This is a genomic window from Mitsuaria chitosanitabida ATCC BAA-476 = NBRC 102408 (assembly GCF_001598255.1).
Classification (GTDB): Bacteria; Pseudomonadota; Gammaproteobacteria; order Burkholderiales; family Burkholderiaceae_C; genus Roseateles; species Roseateles chitosanitabidus.
The window spans coordinates 391459-414267 of the sequence record NZ_BCYP01000018.1 but is presented as its reverse complement, the minus strand read 5'-3'; the positions used below and the strand labels follow the sequence as shown (position 1 = coordinate 414267).

The window sequence follows — 22809 nt, the reverse complement described above, 5'->3', positions numbered from 1 at the left end:
AGCCTCACTGGTAGGTGATCGTGACGGTCACCGCGTCGACGTAGGGCCCGCCGGGGATGGTGGTCACCTGCCGGCCCGGGATCCGGCCGTAGACGGTGTAGGTCACCGAGCCCAGCAGGCTGATCACGTCCAGCAGCACGAAGCCCGAGGCCGTGGACGTCGACGCGGTCCCGTCGCCCCAGATGGACGTGTAGCCGGAGTCGGAATAGAGGTTGTAGCTGAGCACGTTCGCGCCGTAGGCCAGGCGCCGGCCGGCGAAGGTCGAGCCACCGCCGGTGCTGAGCGCGATCGTGTACGGCACCAGCAGGCCCGCGACGCCGCCGCACTTGATCGTCACCGTGCCGGTCGTGTCGGTGTTGCCGTAGGCGAGCGGGTTGTAGTTGGCGAACAGCAGGCTGGTCGTCTGCGCCGAGCAGCTGCACGCGCCCACGCAGACCAGGACGGCCGAGGCCTCGTGCGCCGCGAGCGCCAGCGGCAGCACGAGCGCCGCCTTCAGGGCCAGTCGCGCCGGCAGGCGGCGGAAGAGCGGGAGGGGGGTCGAGGTCATCGTGACTCCTTCGGGAGGACGGGGATCGGCGCGGCGGTCGGCGCGGGAGGCGGGACCGAGGCCGGCGCGGGAGGCGGGGCAGACGTCGGGACGGCGGGCGGAACGGAAGACGGCGCGGGTGGCAGGACGGAGCGAGCTCCGGGCTCCTGGCGGCACACGAGCGTGCCCAGCTCGGGCAGCTCGGCCGCCTGCGGCGGCAGGCGCAGCTCCAGGACGCAGGGCTTGCCGTCCTCGCGCACGGCGCGCACGCGGTTGACGGCGCCGGGCTCGGTCGCCAGGCCGGTCAGGAAGGCCTTGCCGTCCAGACCCATCGGGAAGGCGCGCGAGGCGCCGATCAGGCGCAGCTCGGTCCCGGGGGGCAGCGGCTCGCCGTCCTCGTCGACGGCGCGGAAGGTCGCCGTCTGGCTGTGCGTGATGGGGAAACGGATCAGCGCCGCGCTGCGCGCCGCCGGGGTGACCTGCAGCTCCAGCGTCTCGATCTCGGCGTCCAGCGGCAGGTCGTCGGCGACGACGCCGACGCGATTGACCTGGTAGCCGCGCAGCGACGGCAGGAAGGCGCGCCCGCGCGAATCGGTGCGCGCCACCGGCTGGTTGTCGTGGGTGATGCGCACGTCGGGCTGCTCGCCGACCTGCACCACCGCGAAGCCGCCGTCGATGCGGCGGCTCGCGTAGGCGCTGCCGTCGATGTAGGCCAGCCCGCCGCTGGCACCCAGCCGCACGTCGGTGCGCCCGGCCAGCCGCGACACGCCGCCATCCAGCGCGACCACGTTGCTCTGCCACTGCGCCTGCGCCTGCTGCCGCCCGCGCGATTCGGCGAGCAACTGGTAGCCCAGACCCTCGCCCACCGGCGGGTTGCTCTGGAGCTGCATTTGCCACACGTCCTGCGAGGACTGCCCGCCGCCGCGCTGCCCCTGCCAGGCGGTGGACAGGCTCTTGTTGCCGTCGAGCAGCAGGGTCCAGAACACCGAGATCGAGGTCCCGCCACCATCGCCCGCGCGAAGCGCCGACACGCCGAAGAAGCCCCAGTTGCCCAGACTGCGGCTGGCGTTGAGCGACAGCAGCTTGTTGGCGACCTGCAGTTGCCCGTCGGGCGCGGGCCGCTGCGGCTTGCCCTGGTTCACCAGGCCCACGCCCAGGCCCCACTGCCGCCAGGAGGTGCCGACGGAGGCTGACAGGCTCCACTTCGGCAGCACGGGCGCGCCCAGTTGCGTGAAGCCCGCGCTGGCGCGCTTGATCTGGAAGCCGCCGCTCCAGTCCATGCCCTGGCGCTCGAGACCGACGGTGGCCAGCGCGCCGCGCCGCGCGTCGGGATCGTCGCTGCGGCTGGCCACGCCGGACAGGCTCAGCGTGCCCAGCGAGCGGATCAGCCACAGCCCCGAGGCGCCCACCGCCTGCTGGCGCGCGGAGAACTCGCCGCGCCACTCCTGCGTGAAACCGGCGCTGACGCCGTGGCGCCAGGTGCCGCTGAGCATCGCGCGGCCGTAGCGGTTGCTGTCGATGCCGTAGTTCTCGCGCAGCCAGCCGGTCTCCAGGCTGTAGGCCGACAGCCCCGGCTTGAGCAGCGAGGGGCTGATGTAGTACGGCTGCACCACCACCTGCTCGCGGCCCAGCAGGTCGCGCACCACGGTGCGGATCTCCCCCTGGCCGGTGACGATGGGCAGGTCGGTGATGTCGAAGGGACCAGGCTGCACGCGGCCCTGCAGCCGCTGGCTGTTGTTGACGAAGACGTCCACCGTCGACGGCAGCGCGGCCTCGCCCTTGAGCGTGGGCAGCGGGAAGCTCAGGAAGCCCGGACGCAGCGAGAAGTCGGTGCTCCACTGCACGCCGCCGAAGCGCATCGCCTGTCCCCAGGTGCCGGGCTGCGCGATGCCGTCGCCCACGCGCCAGCTGGTCAGGTGCTCCGGCCGGTCCATGGTCCAGCGCGTGGACAGCCGCACCCAGCCGCCCCCCGTGCCGCTGCGGTAGAGCTGCTGGTGGTTGAGGTCCCCCGCCGGCGTCAGCAGCCCCAGTTCCCCGAAGCCGTCGACGTTGCCGCCCCCGGCCGTGCCCACCCCGGTGCCAGTGCGCAGCTGGCGCTGCCACTGCACGTCGTAGTTGCCGTAGAGCCCGAAGGCCGAGGGCAGCGTCACCTGCGTCGCGGCGCGCGCCACCTCGATCTGCTGGTCGGAGAAGGCCTGGGGCGGCGCGTCGATCTCCAGCGTCTGGCTGAGCTCCTCGATGCGCCAGCGCATCAGCTCGCCGGGGCCCTCGCCCAGGATCATGTGCAGCTCGCCGTCGATCATGCGGGGCGGCAGGCCCCCGGGCCGGAACTTGAGCTCGGTCCAGAGCTCCTGCGGGATCGCCAGCCCCTCGGGCACGCGCACCGCGCGCACCGTCTGCGGCTGGGCGATGCCGTTGATCTTCAGCCCCAGCAGCAGGGTCTCGCCGAAGCGCGGCGTCTGCGCGGCCAGGCGCTCGGCCGAGGCGCGATCCTCGGCGGCCGAGGCCGATGGCGCGGGAGGCACGGGCAAGGGCGCCGACGCGCCAGGCCGCGGTGCCGGGACGGGCGCGGGCACGGTCGGCACCGGCGCGACGGGCGGAGCCTGCGCGCGAGGCTCGGCCGCCGCGGCGATCGCCGTCAGCGTCGCCAGCGCCCGCAGGCGGTGTCGGAGGATCATCGGCGGCAGGGCCGTCTCACTTGGTCGTGGCGCCGGCCGCCGGCATGGTCTGCAGCCCCTGGTCCGTCATGACCTGGAGGTTGCCCACCGCGCCGCTGGGCATCTGCACGCGATAGCTGCGCTGCTCGCCGGGGAAGACCACGCTCTGCGCGCCCTGCACCGGCAGGGACTTGGTCTCGCCCGAGGCGCTGGTGATGCGCAGCTCGCTGACCTTCACATGGACGTTGCCCCCGTTGGTCACCGTGGCCACCGTCTCGCCGCTGGCGGCGCGCTGCACGCTCCAGCTCTCGGCGCGCCGCACCTGCGTGGGCGCGACGAAGACCGGCACCCGCAACGCCACCAGCACCCGCACCGCGCCGGTCACCTGCGTGCCGTCGTTGGCGCGCGGGGTGGGCACCTCGCGCAGCACCATGCGGTAGGTGGCCTCCTGCTGCAGGTCGGGCGTGCGCCGCAGCCCCACGCGCAGCACCTGCGCCTGGCCGGGTTGCAGCGTGAAGATCGGCGGATTGACCAGCAGGTCGGTCGTCGGACCGTCGACGTCCTGACCGTTCTGGCGGGTCCAGAGGATGCCCTCGGCCTGCATGGTCACGGACTCGTTGCCGTTGTTCTGGACCTGCACCGTGGCGCGGTCGTTCGCGCGGTCCAGCCGCACGTTGACCGGCATGATGCTCACGTCCGCGGCCCAGGCCGCCGGCGTCAGCGACGAGGCCACCAGCGCCGCCACCGCCATGAGCGCCCCGCGCGCACCCGCCGCGGACCGCCACGCGGCCCACCCTCGCTTGATCGGATTCATCGACGTCTCTCCCTGATCTGTTCGACTGCTTCCGTCGCGGGCCCGCGTGGCCCGCCTCGTGCTCAATACGTGATCGTCACCGTCACCGTGTCCGTGTAGGTCCCGGGAATCGTCCCGGTCAGCGACGGCAGCCGGCCATAGATGTAGACCGTCAGCAGGCCGCCCGTGCCGTTGCCGCCGTAGGTGGTGCTGCCGCTGGTCCCGTCGCCCCAGATGGCGGTCCGGGCCGCGTCCGTGTAGAGCTGATAGCCCAGCGTGTAGCTGCCGTTCTTGAGCTTGCGCTGGCTGAAGTTGGTGATGCCGCCCGCGTTCAGGCCGGCGCTCAGCGACAGCGTGAAGGGCGTGGTGTTGGTGCACTCGACGGTGAGCGTCGAGGTGGCGTCGACCGGCACGGTGCCGATCGGATCGATGGTGTTGCCGAAGCTCAGCGTCGAGCCCGACACGTTGCAGGCCGTGGTGACGGTGGTCTGCGAGCTCAGCGTGTTCGTCGAGGTGCCGGCCAGGACGGCGTCGCCGTACCCCGACAGGAGCGCGGCGAGGAAGAGGATCCGTCCCTGCATCCGGTCTCCGTTCAGTGCACCACGACGCTGCCCTTTTCGGGAAGCTTGGCGCCATGCGCGCGGGCCTCCGCCAGGATCAGCAGGCCGCGCGCGGTGATCGCGTCGCGGGGATAGAGGGACAGCCCCACGTGCGAGTCCAGCCGCACGGGATGGCCGCCCAGGTCGAAAGGCTCGGACAGCGACTCGCGCATGCGCTCGGCCAGCGATTCGGCCTCGGCGGGCGAGCCCACGCGGGTCACGACCAGGGCGAACTGCTCGTTGGCATGCCGCGCCAGCAGGTCGGCCGGCCCGGCGCAGCCCGACAGGCGCCGGCCGATCTCGACCAGCACCGGCGCCGCCGCCGCCACGCCCTCGCCGCGCAGCAGCGCGTCCAGGCCCTTGAGCACCACGATGTTGACGGCCACCTTGCCGGCCTCGGCGTTGACCATGCGCAGCACCTGGTCCAGGCGCTCGAGCAGCGCGACCTGCCCCAGCATCCCGGTGGCGCCGTCGCGCAGCAGCGGCGAGGGGCGCGACTGCCGGCCGGTGGCGCGCTCGCTCTGCAGCAGCTCGTCCAGGTCGCCGAACAGCGTCTCCAGACCGCTGCCCTTGTCGTAGAAGCCATCGGCCCCGGCCTTCATGCACAGGTCGCGGTAGGCGTCCATCGCATGGTGGGTGAGCATCAGGATGCGGCCGGCGTAGCCCTTGCGGCGCAGCGCGCGCAGCACGTCGATGCCGGTGCCCACCGCCAGCGTCATGTCCAGCAGCACGGTGTCGGGCTGCAGCCAGTCGATCAAGGCGACCGCCTGCGGCGCGGCGTCCGCTTCACCGACGACACGGACACCGGTCATCGATTCGAGCCGGCGCGCCAGGAGCCGGCGGATGGCCGACGAGTCCTCGACGAGAAAGATGTCCATGAAGGGGTACTCCGGATTCGCGCAGCCACGGGTCGTCGCTGCATGTCCGGCATCTTCCGCCCGGGCATGCGAATGCATCAGCAGCGCGCCACGCAAGCTGATGTCGGGGTCCGTCCGCAGGGTTTGTCCGGCGATCACCTACAAGTCCCCCTCCCGTTCGTCGCCCCCTCCGAGGGGTTGCGCTGTCCCGGCCCCGGCGCCGCGCGTCTTCACGCGGCGCTCACGCGGGTCGCGCCGCGGGCCGTGCGGCGCGTCCGTTCCGACAGGACCTCAGGCGGCGTCCGTCAGCCCGTGCTGGACGCAGTACTTGGTCAGCTCGGTGTTGTTGCGCCAGCCCGTCTTCTCCAGGATGCGGGCCCGGTAGGTGCCCACCGTCTTGGCCGACAGGTGCATGGTGTCGGCGATCTCGGCCGGCGTCTTGCCGGCGGCGATCAGCAGCATCACGCGGTGTTCCTGGGCCGAGAGCTGCTCGTGCGGCAGTTGGTCCGGCGAGGCGCCGCTGAGCAGGCCCAGCAGGTGGTCCGCCATCGCCGCCGTCACGTAGCGGCCGCCTTGCAGCAGGCGTTGCAGGGCCACGACCAGCTCGTCGGTCGCCTTGTCCTTGGGGAGGTAGCCGGAGACCCCCATCTGCAGCAGCCGGGCCGCGTAGGCGGACTCGGCGTTCAGGCTCAGCACCAGCACCGGGACGCCCTTGAGCGCGCGCAGCATGCGGCTCGCGCCCTCGGTCCCGCTGGCGTCGGGCAGCGACAGGTCCAGCACCAGCGCGTCGGGCTTGTGGGCCAGGCCGTGCTGGAGCCCCTCGGCGATGGTGGCGGCCTCGTCGATGGTGGCCTGCGGCCATTGATGCTGGATCAGCTGCTTGACCCCAAGCCGCATGATCGGATGGTCGTCAACGATCAGAAACCTCATCCCAGCCCTCCTCGTTCTCGATGGACTCGCCATCGGCATCCGCCGCTCCCGCGTCGCGGTTCAGCGGCACCCGCACGTCGATGCGGGTGCCCCGGCCCTCCGCCGGCCCGAAGGCCATGGATCCGCCGGCCAGCACCGCCCGCTCCCTCATGTTCCTCAGCCCCGACGCGTCGGCCCGCACATGGCCGGGACCGACGCCGTCATCCTCGATCCGCAGCAGGTACTCCGTCCCCTCGATGACCGAGGAGATCGACAGCTGATGCGCCTGCGCGTGCCGCAGCACGTTGGTCGCCGCCTCCTGCAGCAGGCGGAACAGCTGGTTGTGCTGTTCGGCGCTCAATTCGTCGTCCGGGGCCAGGTCCATGTCGATGATCAGCTCGGTCTGCCGCTGCAGCCCCTGCACGTAGTGCTGCACCGCCGCGGCGAAGCCGAAGTCGTCGAGCAACGGGGGCCGCAGGCTGGTGGCGATGCGGCGGGCGGCACCGATGACCTCGTCGGCGATGCCCAGCATCTCGTCCAGCATCGGCTCCCGCGCCGGCGCGATCTTGCGCGCCATCGACAGCGCCAGCATCTTCCCCGCCGTGCCCAGCTGGCCGAGCTGGTCGTGCACCTCGCGCGCCAGCCGGCGCCGCTCGGCCTCCACGCCGCGGTCCAGCTCCGCCGCGAAGCTCTGGATGCGCAGCAGCGCCTCGCTCAACTCCCGGGTCCGCTCGGCCACGGCCGTCTCCAGCTGCGCGTGGCTGTCGCGCAGCGCCCGCTCGGCGGCGTCACGCCGCTGGCGCTCCCGCCACAGGGCCACCAGCGCCGCCGCCACCATCACCCCGCCCGCCGGCGGCAGCACCTGCGCCAGCAGCGTGGTGCGCTCGGTCTGCCGGACCACCTCCACCTCGATCGCGTCGATGCGGCGCTGCTGCAGCGATTCCAGCCGCCCCAGCTCGCCGCGGATCTCGTCCATCAGCTGCTTGCCCGCCACGTAGGCCTGCACGTCCTTGAGCGCCGACTCGCCCAGCTTCCAGCGGTTGTCGATGTTGCTGGCGACCTGGCGCCGACGCTCGGCGATGAAGCGATCCAGGCGTTCGAACGCGGGTTGCTGCCGATCGCCGCTCAGGGCCAGGGCGTCCTTCAACGCGGCGTAGCGGCTGTCCAGCTCGCGCGTCGCGTTCTCATACGGTTCGAGGAAGGCGGCGTCGCCGGTGATCAGGAAGCCGCGCTGGCCGGTTTCCAGGTCGATCAACAGCCCGTTCAGATCGCTGATCAGCAATTGCGTGCGCAACGCATGGGCGCGGACGGCCTCCTGGCGCGTCAGATCGCCCAGACTGCGGTATTCGCTGTACGCGGTGGCCACGAAGGCGATACAGCCGGCGAGCAGCAAGCCCGCGGCCACCGGAAAGGTCTGCAAGCGCATGTAGGACCGGGCTCGAGCACCCGTGTTCAACTCACCCTGTGGAGACCGTCGTATTCCGGTGATGACAAGCGCCCGGCTCCACCCCACTGCTTCGGATCCTTCGATCCCTGGAACTCTCGCTCTCTCGCAATCGACAGGACGCGCCCTCTGCGGGGCGCGTTCACATGGCGCTAACGCTAGAGGGGCTGAGAGAGAAAAGCAAGTCCCGGCTTCGATGCCCGTGCCGGCAACGCCACGATGGCCATTGCCCGAACGGGTCTCGCGATGGGGCATTCCGCCAGCCATGCGGCGTACGGTGCCGGGGTCAGTCCTTGATCGAGATCGCCGGAGGCGACCGCGCGGGGCTCAGAAGAGCTCGACGTCGCTCAGCTGCTTGGCCTCGACCATGGTCCCCTGGGCGACCAGGGCGGCATGGCTCTGGACCTGGTTCCGGCCGGCGCCCTTGGCGTGGTAGACCGCCTTGTCGGCGCGCTCGAAGGCCGCGGCCGGCGAATCCCCGCCGCGGATCTGCGTGAAGCCGATGCTCACCGTGATGCGCCCCACCTGCGGGAAGGCGTACTGCGCGGTGTTGAGGCGGAAGCGCTCGAAGGCATGGGCCGCGTCGGCCTCGTCCTCGCAGCGCATCAGCACGACGAACTCCTCCCCGCCGAAGCGGTAGAGCAGGTCGTTGAAACGGAAGCTGCTGCGCATCAGGCGCGACAGCAGCAGCAGGACCTCGTCGCCGATCAGGTGACCGAAGCGGTCGTTGATCGACTTGAAGTGATCGATGTCGATCACGCCCAGCCAGTAGCGCGGATGGATCTCCGCGTGGCGGCGGTCGTCGCCGGCGCTGACGGGGGCCAGGCGATGCGGGAGCTCCGACACCGCCTTCAGGAAGCTCTCGTCGAAGGTCTTGCGGTTGAGCAGGCCGGTCAGCGTGTCGCGCTCGCTGTAGTCCAGCAGGCCCTGGAAGTTGTGATAGATCCGCAGCACGCTGGAGACCATGCGCTGGGCCTCGGCCTTGAGGCGGCGCGCGGTGTGCAGCTCCAGCACGCCGACGATCTCCCGCTCGGTGGCCAGCGGGAACAGCGTCACCCAGTCCTTGTCCTCGCGCTGCTGCAGCACGCTGCGCTGCGTCAGGCATTCGAGGCGGCGGGGGTGCTCGGCCAGGCGGGGGAGCGCGTCGGGATCGACCCAGAGCGAATCGGCGGTGGCCACCGCGTCGCCGGCGCGCAGCCGGGCACGGGTCAGCCAGCGTTGCTCGCCGGGCTCGCCGACGCAGCGGTAGATCGCCACGGCGACCAGGCCGCCGACGAGATCACGCAGCGCCGTGACCAGGGTGACGTCCATGACGTCCCGGTCACGGAACCCCGTCAGTTCGGCAAGATGATCGACGACCCCGGACATGGTGCTTGTTCGCTGCTCTTGTGGGGCATCGACCGCGTCCGGGAGTGTCCCGACGCCTATGCCCGCGCCGGCTTGCCGGCGGAATGGTGCGCAGTGTATCGGGCGATGAGTCCGAGCAGGTGCTCTTCGTCATAGGGCTTGCCCAGGTAGTCGTCGACGCCGAGTTGCTGCGCGTAATCGCGATGCTTCTGCGCGATCCGCGAGGTGATCATGATCACCGGCAGCGATGACAGGCGTGCGTCGGCCCGCAGGTTGCGCACCAGATCGAAGCCGTCCATGCGCGGCATCTCGATGTCCGACAGCACGACCGCCGGCAGCTCGTCGCCACCCAGCCGTTCCATCGCATCCAGACCGTCCTTGGCCAGCAGCACGCGGTAGCCCTCGCGCTCGAGCAGGCGCTGCGTCACGCGGCGCACCGTCAGCGAGTCGTCGACCACCATCACCAGGGGCGCGAGCTGGACCGGGGCCTGCTCGATCACGACCTGGCGCGCGGCTTCCGCCTCGTGCACGCGCTGCTGCGCGGCATGGCCGTAGCGGTTGGCCAGCGCCACCGGGTTGTAGATCAGCGCCACGTCGCCCGACGCCAGCAGGCTGATGCCGGCAAGACCCGGCACCTGCATCAGCTGCGGGCCGAGGTTCTTGATCACGACTTCCTGGTTGCCCAGCACTTCGTCCACGTGCAGCGCCAGGCGCTGCTGCGCGCTGTGCACCAGCGCCACCGGCACGGTCTTGCCCTGCGCGATGCCGCGGTCGCTGTGGTGCATCAGGCCGCCCAGCCAGTAGAAGGGCATGCGCTCGCCGGCGGCCGTCAGCGCGCCATCGGCGTAGGCCTGCTCGACCTGTTCGACGGACATGCGCTGCACCGACAGCATCAGGTTGGCGGGCACCGCGACCTTGCGGTCACCGTAGCGCAGCACCACGACCTGCGTCAGCGCGGTGGTCAGCGGGACGCGCAGCTCGAAGCTGGCGCCCTGCCCCGCGGTCGACTGGGTCAGCACGTAGCCGCCCAGCGTGTTCACCTCCGAGCGCACGACGTCCATGCCGACGCCGCGTCCGGCCATCTCGGTCAGCGCTTCCGCCGTCGAGAAACCGGGCTCGAAGATCAGGTCCATCAGCTGCGAGTCGTCCATCGCCTGACCCGGCTGGATCAGGCCCTGGCTCTCGCCGCGGGCACGGATGCGGCCCAGGTCCAGGCCGGCGCCGTCATCGCTGAAGCGGACCTGGATCTCGTTGCCTTCCTGATGCAGGCTCAGCACGATGCGGCCCGAGGCCGTCTTGCCGGCCTGCTGGCGGGTCTCGGGCGTCTCGATGCCGTGCACGACGCTGTTGCGCAGCAGATGCTCGAAGGCGCCCGTCAGACGCTCCAGCACCGCGCGGTCCAGTTCGACGCCGCCACCGCGGATCTCCAGCTGGGCTTGCTTGCCGCTCTCGCGGGCGGCCTGGCGGACGACGCGATGCAGACGCTCGGCGAGGCTGGAGTCGAACTCCACCATCCGCGTGCGCAGCAGGTCGTCCTGCAGCTCGCGCGTCAGGCGCGACTGGGCCGCCAGTTCATCCTCGCCGGCCGCGACGTTGCGCTGCAGACCGCGCTGCACGGTCGCCACGTCGTTGACCGACTCCGCCAGCATGCGGGTCAGTTCCTGGAAGCGGGTGTAGCGGTCGAACTCCAGCGGGTCGAAGTCCTTGCCGGTCGCCTGCGCGGCTTCCTGGCGGGCGGCGATGCGGGCCTCGGCCTGCAGCTCCAGCTCGCGCAGCTGCGTGCGCAGACGCTCCAGGTTGTCGTCCAGGTCGGACAGCGAGGTCCGCATCTGCCCCAGCTCGGACTCCAGACGCGCGCGGCGGATGGAGACCTCGCCGGACAGCGCGGCCATGCGTTCCAGCAGCACGCCACGCACGCGCACCTGCGCGGCAGGGGCCACCGGGGCGCTTTCCAGCGGCTGACCCAGGTCGGCGATCTCGCTGAAGTGGGCCCAGTCGATCTCGATGTCGGGCGCGGGCACCGGCGCGGCCACGGGCGCGGCGATCACCGGCTCGGGCAGCGCCTCGGGGGCGCTCGCGGTCATCGGTTCGGCCGGCTCGGCGTGCTCGGCCGCTTCCGGGGCGTGCGTCGGCTCGGCCTCGGCCGGGGCATCGCCCACGGCGGCCGGGATCGCGTCCGAGCCCTCGGCGGGCGCCAGCACGGTCTCGACCGCGGCGGTCGCCGGGAGGGGCGCGGGCAAGTCCACGACCGGCTGCGCGGCGGGCGCCATCGGCGCCGGCACCACCGGCTGCGGATCGCGCCAGTTGCGCTGCAGCGTGGTGAAGCTGTGCTCCAGCGCGTCGCCGGCGTCCTGCAGCGCGAGCAGTTGCTCGAAGCGCGGCTCGCCGTCGCCGATCAGGCGCTCGATCTGCGATTCCAGCTGGTGGGCCTGCTCGCCCAGGCGCATCGCGCCGGCCAGACGGGCGCCACCCTTGAAGGTGTGCAGCACCCGCATGCAGGCGGCGGCGCGGCTGCCGTCCGCGGGCGTCGCGGCCCACTCGCGCAGCGCGGCGTGCAGCTCGCCCAGCAGGTCCTCGGCCTCTTCCTCGAAGATCGGCATCAGCTCCGGCTCGATCTGGTCGGGCTCGCTGAAGTCGAAGTCCTCGTCGGCGGCCTGGGCCGCGTGCGCGACGAAGCTCGCATGCTGCGTGTCGGGCGTCGGCGCCGCGAAGGGCTCGATCGACGCGGCCGACAGGTCGTTCAGCGCGGACGGGAGCGCGGCGGTCGACACCTCCTGCAGCGACATGGCCAGCAGGCCGGCGTCGCTGTCGGCATGGCCGTCCGGGAGCGGCGCGCCCGGTTCGAAGGCATGCAGCTCGGCCATCAGCGCGGGCTCGGCTTCCTTCAGGAAACCGGCGGCGAACTGGTGCAGCAGGCGACGGATCTCGTCGGAGGCGCGCGGGAACAGCGTCGGGTCGCGGACCTCGTGCCCCTGCGCGCGCTCGAGCGCATGCTCCAGCGCGCGGGCCAGCCCGGACAGGTCGTCGAAGCCGACCGTCGCGGCGCTGCCGGCCAGGCCGTGGGCCAGGGCCTCGGCATCGGCGGGCAGCGGGGCCTGGGGCAGCAGCGACCACTCGCTGAGCTCGACCTGCAGACGGCGCGAACGCTCGTCGGCCTCGTTCAGGAAGATGTTGAACAGCGCGATGCTGATGCGCAGCGGGCCGATGACCTTGACGCCCTCGTCCGATTCCTCGGCGGGCTCGTCCTCGTAGGCTTCCGGCGGGATGACCGCGGTGCCGCCGACCAGGCTCAGCGCCGGCGCGGCATGCGCGGGGGACGGGGTCCCCAGATCGAGGTCGGGCAGTTCCAGCTCGGACAGGCTGCGCGGCAACAGGCCGTCCACCGGCGTGGGCGACTCCGCGTCGTGCTCGCCCGCGTGGGCGGAATCGGCCGCGTCGGCGGCCGGCGCGTCGTGGATCAGCTCCTGCGCCAGGTCCAGCGTCAGCGCGACGGCCGGCGCCTCGACCGCGGGCGCGGCTTGCGTGTTCAGGTCGGACAGGTCCAGCAGGTCCAGCGTCGGCTCATCGACGACGGGTTCCGGCGCCAGGTCCAGCGGCATGGCCTCGGTCGGCTCGATGTCCAGCAGCGGCGCGTCCTCCGGCCAGCCCGGGGGCAGGTCCAGCCCCGCGGTCGGTTCCAGCGCCACCGTCGGCTCGGCATGGAAGTCCGGGGCGGCCAGGTCCAGGGTCTCGATCGGGGCGAGCGGCTCGATCAGCTCGGCGGGCTCGACCACCTCGGCCACCGTGGGCAGCGCCAGGGTCTCGTCCAGCGTGGGCGCCGCGGCGGTGACCGCCGGCAGGTCGACCAGCTCGACGACGTCCACCACATCGACCACGTCGACGAGGTCCGTCGGCACGGCCGGCTTCAGCGCGGCCAGGTCGACCGTGCTGTCGAGTTCCGGCAGCGCCTGGGTCAGCTCGGGGATCTGCGGGGCGGTCTCGGCGTGCAGCGCCTGCGGCAGATCGGCCGGGAACTCCAGCGGCAGCTCGGTGAGCTCGGCGGCGGCGGCCGCGCCGCTCACGGCCTGCGGCAGGCCCAGGTCGGTGACGATGTCCAGGTCGGGCATCGGCAGCGGGTCGACGTCCAGGCCCGGCAGTTCGAGCGCGGGCAGGTCCAGCGACGGCAGCTCCTCGGCCAGACCGTGGGACGAGGACGCATCCAGCGTCGCCAGCAGGTCCAGCGCGGCCTGCTCGTCGGGCGTCGGCGCGGCCGCGGCCGTCTCGCCGGTCAGCGTCGGATCGGAGAGGTCGGTCAACTCGCCCAGGTCGCCCAGGGCCAGGTCGGAGACCTCCAGCGTCGCCGGCAGTTCGGCGACCTCGATGACTTCGCCCAGGTCGGGCAGTTCGCCCAGGTCCAGCAGTTCGACCGCGTCGGGGTCGACCGGCGCGGCATGCGCGGTCGGGGCCTCGTGCGGCTCATGGGCCTCGGGAACCGGGAGCGTCTGCGGCAGGGCCAGGTCGACCGCCTCGGCGGCCACGGCCAGCGACAGCGGCACCGCGGCCTGCGCCTCGGGCGTCGGGATCGCGGCGGCGGAAGCGGCCAGCGGCTGATAGCGGTTCTCGAGCCGCAGCGCATCGGCGGCGGCGCGGAACGGGGCGCTGTGATAGCCGTGCGGACGGCCTTCGCCGATGGCGCTCGCCCAATCCTGGAAGGCGTCCAGCGCCTCGTTGCTGAAGCGCAGCAGGTCCTGGTCCGCCTGCGGGTGCTCCGACAGGCGGTGGTTGTAGAGCTGCTCGCAGGCCCAGCCGGCTTCGCCGAACTCGTTCAGCCCGACCATGCGCGAGCTGCCCTTGAGCGTGTGGAACGCGCGCCGCACCGTCGTCAGCTGCTCCTTGTCGGAGCCGTTGCGGGCCAGCGCGGACAGCGCCTCGCGCGCGGTCGCGACGACCTCGCCCGCCTCTTCCAGGAAGATGCCCAGCATCTCCTCGTCGATGGCCTCCTCGGCCTGCGGGATCGGGGCGCTGGGCGCGGGAGCGGGCGGCGCCAGGGGGGCGGCGGCCTCGATGAACTGCTGCAGCGACTCGACGGCCTGGCTGCCGCCGGCCGCGTCGCCCGCGGACAGCAGCTGTTGCTGCGCCTGCTGCGCGGCCTGCGCCAGGCCGAGGTCGTCGGCGGCGCGGGCTTCGTGCGAGATGCGTTCCAGGTCGCGCGCCAGGTCCTCGGCCGGACGGTCGCCCTGGGCGACGGCCTGCGCGGTCGCCTGCAGCTGATCCAGCAGCTGCGGCTTGGCGGCTTCCTCGGCGGCGGCCAGCTCGCGCGCATGGGCGCGCTGCTCGCTCTCGCGGCCGACCAGCGATTGCAGCAGGCCGGCGTCCTCGTCGAAGCGGAACATGCGCTTGGCCAGTTGCGGCTGGACGCTGAGCATGTCGATCAGGAAGCCGACCGCGCCCAGGTTGTGGGCCAGGCGGTCGAACTGCGCCTGCGGACCGGCCAGCGAGGGGTCGACCTCGGTGTTGGCCAGCTCGTCGACCTGGTCGCGCATGCGCAGCATGGCCTGGGCGGCCTGCGCCAGGCCCAGCACGCTGAACACGCCACGCATGGCCTGCAGCTGGTTGGGGACGGGGATCAGCAGCTCGCGCTTGGACGGGTCACGGAAGTACTCGTCGCACTGGCGCTCGACCTCGGACAAGCTGGCGCGCAGCTCGTGCACGACCGAACCCAGGGTCTGGCGGTCGGCGACGCGGCGGTACAGCTCCTCCATCCAGGCTTCGAGCGGGAGCGGTGCCTCGCCGTGGCCGACGGATTCGATGCGGCGGGCCAGGCTCTTGACGCGCTCGGCCTGCTCCGGCTGGTCGAAGGCCTCGTCCTCGAGGGCCGCCTCCAGGTACAGCATGCAGGTGGCGATCTCCATCGCCAGCGCGGGCGACGGGGCCTGCCCCGAGCGCAGCGTGGTGACGACGGCGCGGCGCAGCGTGTCGCCCAGCACTTCACCGCTGGGGAAGAGCTTCTGCAGGGACTCGGCGACGTTGGCGAACTGCTCGTTCAGGCCGCCCAGGCGATGGGTCTCGCCCTCGGCGGCCGAGGCCCAGGATTCCTTGGCCGCGGCGACGCGGCGCTTGGCGTTGGCGACCCAGGTCGGGTCGATGCGGCCCAGCGTGTCGTCGCGGTAGTCGACCGCCTGCGCTTCCACCAGGCCGTAAGCAAGCTGCACCGCTTCGAGGCGCGGGGCGCTGCCGGGCGCGGGCTGCCTGGACGCGGCGGCGAAGAACAGCAGGTCCTTGGCCAAGCGCTCCGACGGGGCGGCGTCGCTGCCGGCGCGCAGCTGCGCCAGCAGGCGCGAGCCCAGGCGTTTGACCAGGGTGTCCACCGGGAGCAGGCCGCGCGATTGGGCCTCGAACTGGCCGGCGGCCAGCATCCAGAGGGTGCGGGCGTTGGGCAGCGATTGGGTCAGCGCCAGGCCGGCGCACAGGTCGCTCAGCAGCTGGCCCTGGCCGGGGGCCGGGGCGCGCATCTGCTTGAGCAGCAGCGTCTCGAAGGGACCGCGCATCTGCTCGGCGCTCAGCGCGCGCACGGCGTGGTCCAGCGGCAGCTCGCGCCAGCGGAATTCCTCGGTCCACAGGTCGGCCGGGTGAATCCGGCCCGCGCCGTTGAGTTCCTGCAGCGACTGATAGGCCGGGAACAGCGCCAGCGAGCTGGGCTGGCCACCGGCCAGGGTCTTGGCGATGAAGGCCAGCACGGCGAAGTCGGCGCGCTCGACGGCCTCGACCTCGGCGATGGTCACCGCGTTGGGGGATTCGGCCAGCCGGAACAGCGTGGCCTCGGCCGCGCGCAGCAGCTGCGCGGCGGCGGGCAGGCTGACCACGGCCAGCACGCCGGCGGCCTGGTGCATCTGCTGGGCAGCGCCCTGCAGCGCGGGGCTGGGTTGGCCGTCGCCGCCGGTCAGGGTCGATGACCGCGCATCGGCATCGCGCAGCACGCGGCGAAGGGCCTTGTGCACCGATTCCAGCGTGCGGCGCAGTTCCTCCTGGACCCAGGCCAAGGGGCTCAGGTCGGCGGGGAACTCGGATTCGCGCGTAAGGTCCATGCTCGCTCTTTGTTGTCGCTCTTGTCTCGCCGTCTTCCCTGCTCGGGCGCGCGGGCCGCTCCTCGGCCTCGCCTGCCCGTCCTCTGGATCAGACGACCTTGAATCGGGCCACCGACTGCTTCAGCGCCTCGGCGGACCGCGACAGCTCGTGCACCATCTGCGCCGTCGACCGCGTGCCCTCGGAGGTCTGCTCGGTCACCGCGAAGATGTGCTGGATGTTGGCGCCGACCTCGTTGGCGGCGCGCGCTTCGTTCTGCGCGACCGACGAGATCTGCGCGATCAGGTCGTCCAGGCGCCGGGACACCGAGTCGATGTCCTCCAGCGCGCGGCCGGCCGCGTCGGACAGCTTCGTGCCCTCGACCACGCCCAGCGTGGACCGCTCCATGGCGGCCACCGCGTCGTGCGTGTCGGTCTGAATGGTCTTGACCAGCGCCGCGATCCGGCGCGTCGCGTCGGCGGAACGTTCCGCCAGACGCTGCACTTCTTCCGCCACCACCGAGAAGCCGCGACCGGCTTCACCGGCGGACGCCGCCTGGATGGCCGCGTTCAGCGCCAGCACGTTGGTCTGCTCGGTAATGTCCGAGATCAGCTCGGTGATCTCGCCGATCTCCTGCGAGGACTCGCCCAGGCGCTTGATGCGCTTGGACGTTTCCTGGATGTGGTCGCGGATCTGGTTCATACCGCCGATGTTGTTCTGCATGGCCTGCAGACCCTGCTCGGCGGCTTCCCGGGACTGGCGCGCCACGTCGGCGGTCTGTTGCGCCTGCGCGGACACGTCGTTGATCCGGTGCGCCATCTGCAGCACGGCCTCGCCGGTGGCGCGGATCTCGTGCAGCTGTTCGGTCGAGGCGGCCAGCAGCTCGGTCGAGGTCTGGTCGACCTGAGCCGTCGTGTCCGTCACCCGGACCGCCGTGGTCTGCACCTGGTGCACCAGCGTGCGCAGCTCTTCCACGGTGTAGTTCACCGAGTCGGCGATCGCGCCGGTGATGTCCTCCGTCACCGTGGCCTGGTGCGTCAGGTCGCCTTCCGCGACCGTCTGCAGCTCGTTCATCAGTCGCAGAATCGCGGCCTGGTTGGCGTCGTTGACGCGCTTGGCCTCCTGCTCCTGGGCCTCGGCCTCGCGGCGCTGTTCTTCGGCCAGCTGCGCGCGGCGTCCCTGGTCCGTCACGTACAGGCGCAGGAAACCGACCGCGCCCAGGATCAGCAGCGCCAGCGAGGCGACCATGCCGATCAGCAGCAGCGGGTTCAGGCCGCCGGCCGACTCCAGGCCCTGCGACAGCTCGTCCAGGTCCTTGCGCAGCACTTCGCTGTCGTTGAGGATCGCCGTCTGCGCTTCCCGCGCGGACACCAGGCCCTGCAGGTTGGACAGGATGGCGGTGGCCTGCGTGCGGGTCTGGTCGTACTGGGTCAGCAGGACCTTCAGGCGCTCGCGCACCTGCGCGTCCTTGGCGCCGTTCAGGTGCAGCTCGGGGTTGCCGTTGAGCAGCGCCTGGGCGATCTCGCGGAAGGCGTTCAGGTCCTTGCCCAGCAGGAAGACGGCCTCGGGGCTCACGCCTTCCTGCGTCAGGAATTCGTTGGCGGACTTGCCGATGCGCTGGGTCAGCATCACCAGCTGGCCGACCGCGGCGACTTCGCCGGTCGGGGCCGAGCTCTGCAGCGACAGCGAGGCCACGGCCTCGGCGCTTTCCAGCAGGTCGGACGATTGCCGGTTGATGGCGCGCAGCGCGGCGCCGACCTGCGTCAGCACCTTCTCCTGGGCCAGCATGACCTTGGTGTTCTTGTCGGCGCGGGCGACCATGGGGGCGATGCGCTCGAGCGTCGCGTCGACCGAGCCCGGGGCCTTGGCCAGATCGCCGCTGCCGTCGCGCAGCGAGCCGATCACGCCGGTCAGCACGTCCGACGCTTCCTTCATCTCGGGGAAGGCGTTCTTGTTGCCCAGCAGCGCGGTCGAGACCGCCTTGGCCAGTCGCTGCGACTGCATGGCCGCCTGACCGGCGCCGCGCACCTGCGCCGCGGAACGGTTGCCGCCGACCAGCGACATCGTCACCGTCAGCGTCGTGCCGATCAGGCCGGCCGCGACCAGCGCGGTCAGCAGGCCGGTGCGGCGGGCCTCGGGGGCCTTCACGGCCGGCATCGGGGTCGGCGCTTCCGGGGCGGTGGCCGACGGCTGGTAGCCGGCGTTCGTGTCCTGGAATTCCGGGGTCGGCTGGGCCGTCGTGATGATCGAGGGCTGGAAGTCCTGGGTGTCGTCGGTGCCCGGCCCCGTCTGCTCGGTGGTCGGTCCCGCGTCGATGTCGACGTCCGCCTTGCCCTCGTTCTTGCCCTTGTTCTTGATCTTGTCCAGGAAGCTCATCTCACCCTCGTTTGGTCGTTTCTTCGTTCGGGACCCGGAACGGGACCGTCGCCTCGCCGTGTGGCGCTCAGTTCAACACGATGCGCAGGAACTGGGGATGCTGCGCGAGCGCATCCAGATCCAGCACCTGCCAGCGCCGGCCCTCCCCGTCGCGCATGCGCGCCGGGGCGAAGTCCGGATGGCCGGGCGTGTCGGGCTCGGCCTGGAGTTGTTCGTCACCGCGCAGCCCCAGCAGCTGGTCCACCAGCAGCGCGCAGTTGATGCCCAGTTCCGGGCTGACCGACACCAGCCGGTGGGCCGTGGTCAGCGCCGTCGGGCCGCGCAGGCCCAGGAAGGCGGACAGGTCCACCACCGTGTGCAGTCCGCCGCGCAGGTTCGCGACGCCCAGCATCCAGGGTTGTGTGTAGGGGACGGGTTGCAGCGGGACCGGCGTGAAGATCTCGCCGGACTGCTTCAGCGGGAGCAGCAGCCCCAGGCCGGCGCACTCGACGGCCAGCCAGCTGGCGGCCTGAGGCGCCTCGCGCGCCGCCTGCATGCGCTGCGCCAGCCGTTGTTGAAGTTCGCGCAGCGCTTGCTTGTTGGCCATGATGGTGTCAGCCCAGCGCCTTGATCTTGGCCAGCAGTTCCTCGGCCTTGACGGGCTTGACGACGTAGTCGCGCGCGCCCTGGCGCATGCCCCAGACCTTGTCGGTTTCCTGGTTCTTGCTGGTGCACATGATCACGGGCACGTCGGCGTAGCGCTCGTCGCGAGTGATGGCGCGGGTCAGCTGGAAGCCGTTCTGGCCGGGCATGACCACGTCCATCAGGATCAGGTCGGGCTTCTCCTCGGCCAGACGCTTCATCGCCTCTTCGCCGTTCTCGGCGGTGCGCACGGAAAAGCCGCGCTTGCCGAGCATGTCGCTCAGCGCGTGCAGCTCGGTCTTCGAATCATCGACCAGCAGGATCTTTTGGATGGGCATGAGAACTCCCCTTGTGGCGCCCCGGGACGGCTGGCGGCCTTGTCGGATGTGGGCGTCGTTGGGTGTTGTGGAAACTGGGCTTGGGAGCGGACGCGGGCTCAGGCCTCGCGCCGGTGCTGTTGGACCGCCTGCAGCAGCTGGTCCTTGGTGAAGGGCTTGGTCAGGTAGTCCTGCGATCCCACCATCCGGCCACGCGCCTTGTCGAACAGGCCGTCCTTGGAGGACAGCATGATCACCGGGACGTTGGAGAACTGCGGGTTGCGCTTGATGATCGCGCAGGTCTGATACCCGTCCAGGCGCGGCATCAGGATGTCGCAGAACACCAGGTCGGGCTGGTAGTCGCTCAGCTTGGCCAGCGCGTCGAAGCCGTCCTCGGCGAGCACGACCTCATGGCCGCCCTGCTTCAGGAAGATCTCGGCGCTGCGGCGGATCGTGTTGCTGTCGTCGATGACCAGCACCTTGGTCGCCGTGCGGGGGCTCGCGCTGGATTCCAAGCTGTTCTCCGTATTGTTCAGACGTTGGTTGTCAGAGAAATTTCAGGATCGCGACAGAAGTTCGGTCCCTTCCGGGGTCGGCCGCGATGATCGATGACAGGACGATCGGCCGGCGCCCGGAAGTGGGGGTCAGATCTGGACCATTTCGAAGTCCTCCTTGCGGGCGCCGCATTCGGGACAGGTCCAGTTCATGTCGACATCCTCCCAACGCGTGCCGGCGGCGATGCCGTGCTCGGGGTCCCCCGCGGCCTCGTCATAAATCCAGCCGCAGATCAGGCACATCCAGGTCCTTGCTTCGCTCACGATGGGTTGACTTTGCATCACTACAATGATCGAAAGATTGTAGCCACGCCCCCCGGGCCGATCGGAGGGCAGAAGTACCGATGAAACAACAGTCGATAGCGGTGCTTCTTCACATCCCGCGCATCAGTTCACGGCTTCGCGCCACCTATTCATGAGCCGCCCAGACCTCTCATCGCAAGACCCCCACGACGCCGTCGACGACGAGCAGGAATCCCCCCCGCCCGCCTGCGTGATGAGCTTCAACGCCAGCGACCCCAGCGGCGCGGGCGGCAGCGCCGGTGACGTCGCGACCATCGCGGCCATGGGCGCGCACGCGCTTCCGGTGGTGACGGCCATCGTCATGCGCGACACGGCGGAGGTCTTCGACCACCACACCCTGGACGGCGACGTGATCGTCGAGCAGGCCCGCTCGATCCTGGAGGACGTCCCGGTCGCCGCCTGGAAGGTCGGTTTCCTGGGCAGCGCCGAGGGCATCTCGTCGGTGGCGGAAGTGCTGTCCGACTACCCCGACACCCCGCTGGTGGCCTATCTGCCCAGCATCTCCTGGCTGGACGAGGAGCAGCAGCAGAGCTACCTGGACGCCTTCCGCGAGCTGGTGCTGCCGCAGACGCTGGTCCTGGTGGGCAACCACAAAACGCTGAGCGACTGCCTGCTCCCGGACTGGGACGCCGACCGCCCGGCCTCCCCGCGCGAGCTGGCCGTGGCCGCGCACCAGCATGGCGCCGCGCACGTCCTGGTGACCGGCATCGGCCTCCCGAACCAGTTCATCGACAACGTCCTGGCCGGCCCGCAGGGCGCCATCACGGGCGAGAAGTTCGAGCGCTTCGAGGCCAGCTTCGTGGGCGCCGGCGACACGCTGTCCGCCGCCCTGGCCGCGCTGCTGTCGGTCGGCTCCGAGCCGCACGACGCGGTGGGCGAGGCCCTGGCGTTCCTGGACCAGTCGCTGGAGGCGGGCTTCCGCCCCGGCATGGGCAACGTGGTCCCGGACCGCTTCTTCTGGGCGCTGCCGCCCGGCGAGGAAGGCGAGGACGGCCAGCCGCTGCCCGCCTCGGCCACGGCCGCCGAGGAAGCCCCGATGGACGAGCCGCCCAGCCGCGGCGGCCCGCGCCGCATCCACTGACCCCGCGCCCGCGCCCACCCACGCGCCGCGCGGCGACCCTCGAGTAGTACGGACCCGATCCCATGAGCCAGAACGAGACCCTGTTCGCCCGCGCCCAGCGCGTCATTCCCGGTGGCGTGAACTCGCCGGTGCGCGCCTTCCGCGCGGTCGGCGGCACGCCGCGCTTCATCACGCGCGGTGAAGGCGCCTACATCGTCGACGCCGACGGCAAGCGCTACATCGACTACATCGGCTCCTGGGGCCCGATGATCCTGGGCCACGGCCATCCGGCCGTGCTGGAGGCCGTGCAGAAGGCCGTGCTGGAGGGCTTCTCCTTCGGCGCCCCCACCGAGCGCGAGGTCGAGCTGGCCGAGGAGATCCTGGCCCTGGTCCCGAGCTGCGAGCAGGTCCGCCTGGTCAGCTCCGGCACCGAGGCCACGATGAGCGCCATCCGCCTGGCGCGCGGCGCGACGCACCGCAGCAAGTTCATCAAGTTCGAGGGCTGCTATCACGGCCACACCGACGCCCTGCTGGTGAAGGCGGGCTCGGGCCTGGCGACCTTCGGCCATCCGACCTCGGCCGGCGTCCCCGAGGAGACCGCGCAGCACACCATCGTGCTGGAATACAACAACGTCGCCCAGCTCGAGGAAGCCTTCGCGCTGCACGGACCGGAACTGGCCTGCGTGATCATCGAGCCCATCGCCGGCAACATGAACTTCGTGCGCGCCAGCGTCCCCTTCATGACCCGCTTGCGCGAGCTCTGCCGCCAGCACGGCGCCCTGCTGGTGCTGGACGAGGTGATGACCGGCTTCCGCGTCGGCCTGCGCAGCGCGCAGGGCCTGTACGCCGACCTGATCCCGGGCTTCGTGCCCGACATCAGCGTGTTCGGCAAGGTCATCGGCGGCGGCATGCCGCTGGCCGCCTTCGGCGCCAGCCGCGAGATCATGCGCCACCTCGCCCCGCTGGGCGGCGTCTACCAGGCCGGCACGCTGTCGGGCAACCCGGTGGCCACCGCCTGCGGCCTGGCGACCCTGCGCGAGCTCAAGAAGCCCGGCGTCTTCGACGCGCTGGCCGCCCGCACCCAGCGCCTGGTCGACGGCCTGAAGGCCGTGGCGGCCGAGAACGGCGTCCCGTTCAGCGCGGATTGCCAGGGCGGCATGTTCGGCTTCTTCCTGCTCCCCGAACTGCCCCAGAACTACACGACCGTCATGACCACGGACAAGGAGCGCTTCAACCGCTTCTTCCACGGCATGCTGGATGCCGGCGTCTATCTGGCCCCGGCCCTGTACGAGGCCGGCTTCGTCTCCGCCGCCCACACCGACGCCGACATCGACGCCACGCTGGACGCCGCCCGCCGCGCCCTGCGCTGAGCCCCTTCCCCGACGGGTCGGGACCGCGGCCCCAC

16 protein-coding genes are annotated in these 22809 nt (G+C 71.4%); 2 read left to right on the top strand and 14 right to left on the bottom strand.

The genetic code is table 11. From position 1 onward, the window contains the following. Positions 1-4 precede the first annotated feature (4 nt). From MCHT01_RS12630 to MCHT01_RS12565, 14 genes are all read right to left on the bottom strand, one after another. Positions 5-547 carry a spore coat protein U domain-containing protein gene (locus MCHT01_RS12630; RefSeq protein WP_067065658.1) on the bottom strand — a complete coding sequence of 181 codons (543 nt, stop codon included), beginning with the start codon at positions 545-547 and terminating at the stop codon, positions 5-7. After that, positions 544-3204 carry a fimbria/pilus outer membrane usher protein gene (locus tag MCHT01_RS12625; protein WP_067065657.1) on the bottom strand — a complete coding sequence of 887 codons (2661 nt, stop codon included), beginning with the start codon at positions 3202-3204 and terminating at the stop codon, positions 544-546. Before MCHT01_RS12625 ends, MCHT01_RS12630 begins: the two co-directional genes overlap by 4 nt. Positions 3205-3220: 16 nt before the next feature. Next, entirely contained in the window at positions 3221-3997 is a 777-nt protein-coding gene (locus MCHT01_RS12620; RefSeq protein WP_067065656.1) for a fimbrial biogenesis chaperone, read from the bottom strand. A gap of 62 nt (positions 3998-4059) precedes the next feature. Beyond that, positions 4060-4557 carry a Csu type fimbrial protein gene (locus MCHT01_RS12615; RefSeq protein WP_067065655.1) on the bottom strand — a complete coding sequence of 166 codons (498 nt, stop codon included), beginning with the start codon at positions 4555-4557 and terminating at the stop codon, positions 4060-4062. A gap of 11 nt (positions 4558-4568) precedes the next feature. Further along, positions 4569-5453 (bottom strand): response regulator, encoded by an 885-nt coding sequence (locus MCHT01_RS12610; protein ID WP_067065654.1) that lies wholly within the window; start codon positions 5451-5453, stop codon positions 4569-4571. 270 nt (positions 5454-5723) lie between these two features. Further along, positions 5724-6362 (bottom strand): response regulator, encoded by a 639-nt coding sequence (locus MCHT01_RS12605; RefSeq protein ID WP_067065653.1) that lies wholly within the window; start codon positions 6360-6362, stop codon positions 5724-5726. After that, positions 6343-7767 carry a CHASE3 domain-containing protein gene (locus MCHT01_RS12600; RefSeq protein ID WP_067065652.1) on the bottom strand — a complete coding sequence of 475 codons (1425 nt, stop codon included), beginning with the start codon at positions 7765-7767 and terminating at the stop codon, positions 6343-6345. The genes MCHT01_RS12605 and MCHT01_RS12600 overlap by 20 nt, the downstream gene beginning before the upstream one ends. A 345-nt stretch (positions 7768-8112) precedes the next feature. Further along, positions 8113-9096 carry a GGDEF domain-containing protein gene (locus MCHT01_RS12595; protein ID WP_245643254.1) on the bottom strand — a complete coding sequence of 328 codons (984 nt, stop codon included), beginning with the start codon at positions 9094-9096 and terminating at the stop codon, positions 8113-8115. A gap of 113 nt (positions 9097-9209) precedes the next feature. Beyond that, positions 9210-16196 (bottom strand): hybrid sensor histidine kinase/response regulator, encoded by a 6987-nt coding sequence (locus tag MCHT01_RS12590; protein WP_067065650.1) that lies wholly within the window; start codon positions 16194-16196, stop codon positions 9210-9212. Positions 16197-16284: 88 nt separating this feature from the next. Further along, entirely contained in the window at positions 16285-18549 is a 2265-nt protein-coding gene (locus MCHT01_RS12585; RefSeq protein ID WP_067065649.1) for a methyl-accepting chemotaxis protein, read from the bottom strand. A gap of 67 nt (positions 18550-18616) precedes the next feature. Beyond that, entirely contained in the window at positions 18617-19135 is a 519-nt protein-coding gene (locus MCHT01_RS12580; protein WP_067065648.1) for a chemotaxis protein CheW, read from the bottom strand. Between the two features lie 7 nt (positions 19136-19142). Next, entirely contained in the window at positions 19143-19508 is a 366-nt protein-coding gene (locus tag MCHT01_RS12575) for a response regulator (RefSeq protein ID WP_067065647.1), read from the bottom strand. A gap of 98 nt (positions 19509-19606) precedes the next feature. Then, entirely contained in the window at positions 19607-20002 is a 396-nt protein-coding gene (locus MCHT01_RS12570) for a response regulator (protein ID WP_067065646.1), read from the bottom strand. A gap of 129 nt (positions 20003-20131) precedes the next feature. Further along, positions 20132-20323 carry a rubredoxin gene (locus MCHT01_RS12565; protein ID WP_084452486.1) on the bottom strand — a complete coding sequence of 64 codons (192 nt, stop codon included), beginning with the start codon at positions 20321-20323 and terminating at the stop codon, positions 20132-20134. Positions 20324-20456: 133 nt separating this feature from the next. Between MCHT01_RS12565 and thiD the strand changes: the two genes are divergently transcribed. Then, positions 20457-21425 (top strand): bifunctional hydroxymethylpyrimidine kinase/phosphomethylpyrimidine kinase, encoded by a 969-nt coding sequence (thiD, locus tag MCHT01_RS12560; RefSeq protein WP_067065644.1) that lies wholly within the window; start codon positions 20457-20459, stop codon positions 21423-21425. Between the two features lie 62 nt (positions 21426-21487). After that, on the top strand, positions 21488-22774 hold the full coding sequence (gene hemL / locus MCHT01_RS12555; RefSeq protein WP_067065643.1) for a glutamate-1-semialdehyde 2,1-aminomutase: 1287 nt from the start codon (positions 21488-21490) through the stop codon (positions 22772-22774). The last annotated feature ends 35 nt before the right edge of the window (positions 22775-22809 follow it).

Coding starts and splice junctions, on each gene's coding strand:
- MCHT01_RS12630 (WP_067065658.1), bottom strand. CDS start 547: ATGACCTCGACCCCCCTCCCGCTCTTCCGCCGCCTGCCGGCGCGACTG.
- MCHT01_RS12625 (WP_067065657.1), bottom strand. CDS start 3,204: ATGATCCTCCGACACCGCCTGCGGGCGCTGGCGACGCTGACGGCGATC.
- MCHT01_RS12620 (WP_067065656.1), bottom strand. CDS start 3,997: ATGAATCCGATCAAGCGAGGGTGGGCCGCGTGGCGGTCCGCGGCGGGT.
- MCHT01_RS12615 (WP_067065655.1), bottom strand. CDS start 4,557: ATGCAGGGACGGATCCTCTTCCTCGCCGCGCTCCTGTCGGGGTACGGC.
- MCHT01_RS12610 (WP_067065654.1), bottom strand. CDS start 5,453: ATGGACATCTTTCTCGTCGAGGACTCGTCGGCCATCCGCCGGCTCCTG.
- MCHT01_RS12605 (WP_067065653.1), bottom strand. CDS start 6,362: ATGAGGTTTCTGATCGTTGACGACCATCCGATCATGCGGCTTGGGGTC.
- MCHT01_RS12600 (WP_067065652.1), bottom strand. CDS start 7,767: ATGCGCTTGCAGACCTTTCCGGTGGCCGCGGGCTTGCTGCTCGCCGGC.
- MCHT01_RS12595 (WP_245643254.1), bottom strand. CDS start 9,096: ATGGACGTCACCCTGGTCACGGCGCTGCGTGATCTCGTCGGCGGCCTG.
- MCHT01_RS12590 (WP_067065650.1), bottom strand. CDS start 16,196: ATGGACCTTACGCGCGAATCCGAGTTCCCCGCCGACCTGAGCCCCTTG.
- MCHT01_RS12585 (WP_067065649.1), bottom strand. CDS start 18,549: ATGAGCTTCCTGGACAAGATCAAGAACAAGGGCAAGAACGAGGGCAAG.
- MCHT01_RS12580 (WP_067065648.1), bottom strand. CDS start 19,135: ATGGCCAACAAGCAAGCGCTGCGCGAACTTCAACAACGGCTGGCGCAG.
- MCHT01_RS12575 (WP_067065647.1), bottom strand. CDS start 19,508: ATGCCCATCCAAAAGATCCTGCTGGTCGATGATTCGAAGACCGAGCTG.
- MCHT01_RS12565 (WP_084452486.1), bottom strand. CDS start 20,323: ATGCAAAGTCAACCCATCGTGAGCGAAGCAAGGACCTGGATGTGCCTG.
- thiD (WP_067065644.1), top strand. CDS start 20,457: ATGAGCCGCCCAGACCTCTCATCGCAAGACCCCCACGACGCCGTCGAC.
- hemL (WP_067065643.1), top strand. CDS start 21,488: ATGAGCCAGAACGAGACCCTGTTCGCCCGCGCCCAGCGCGTCATTCCC.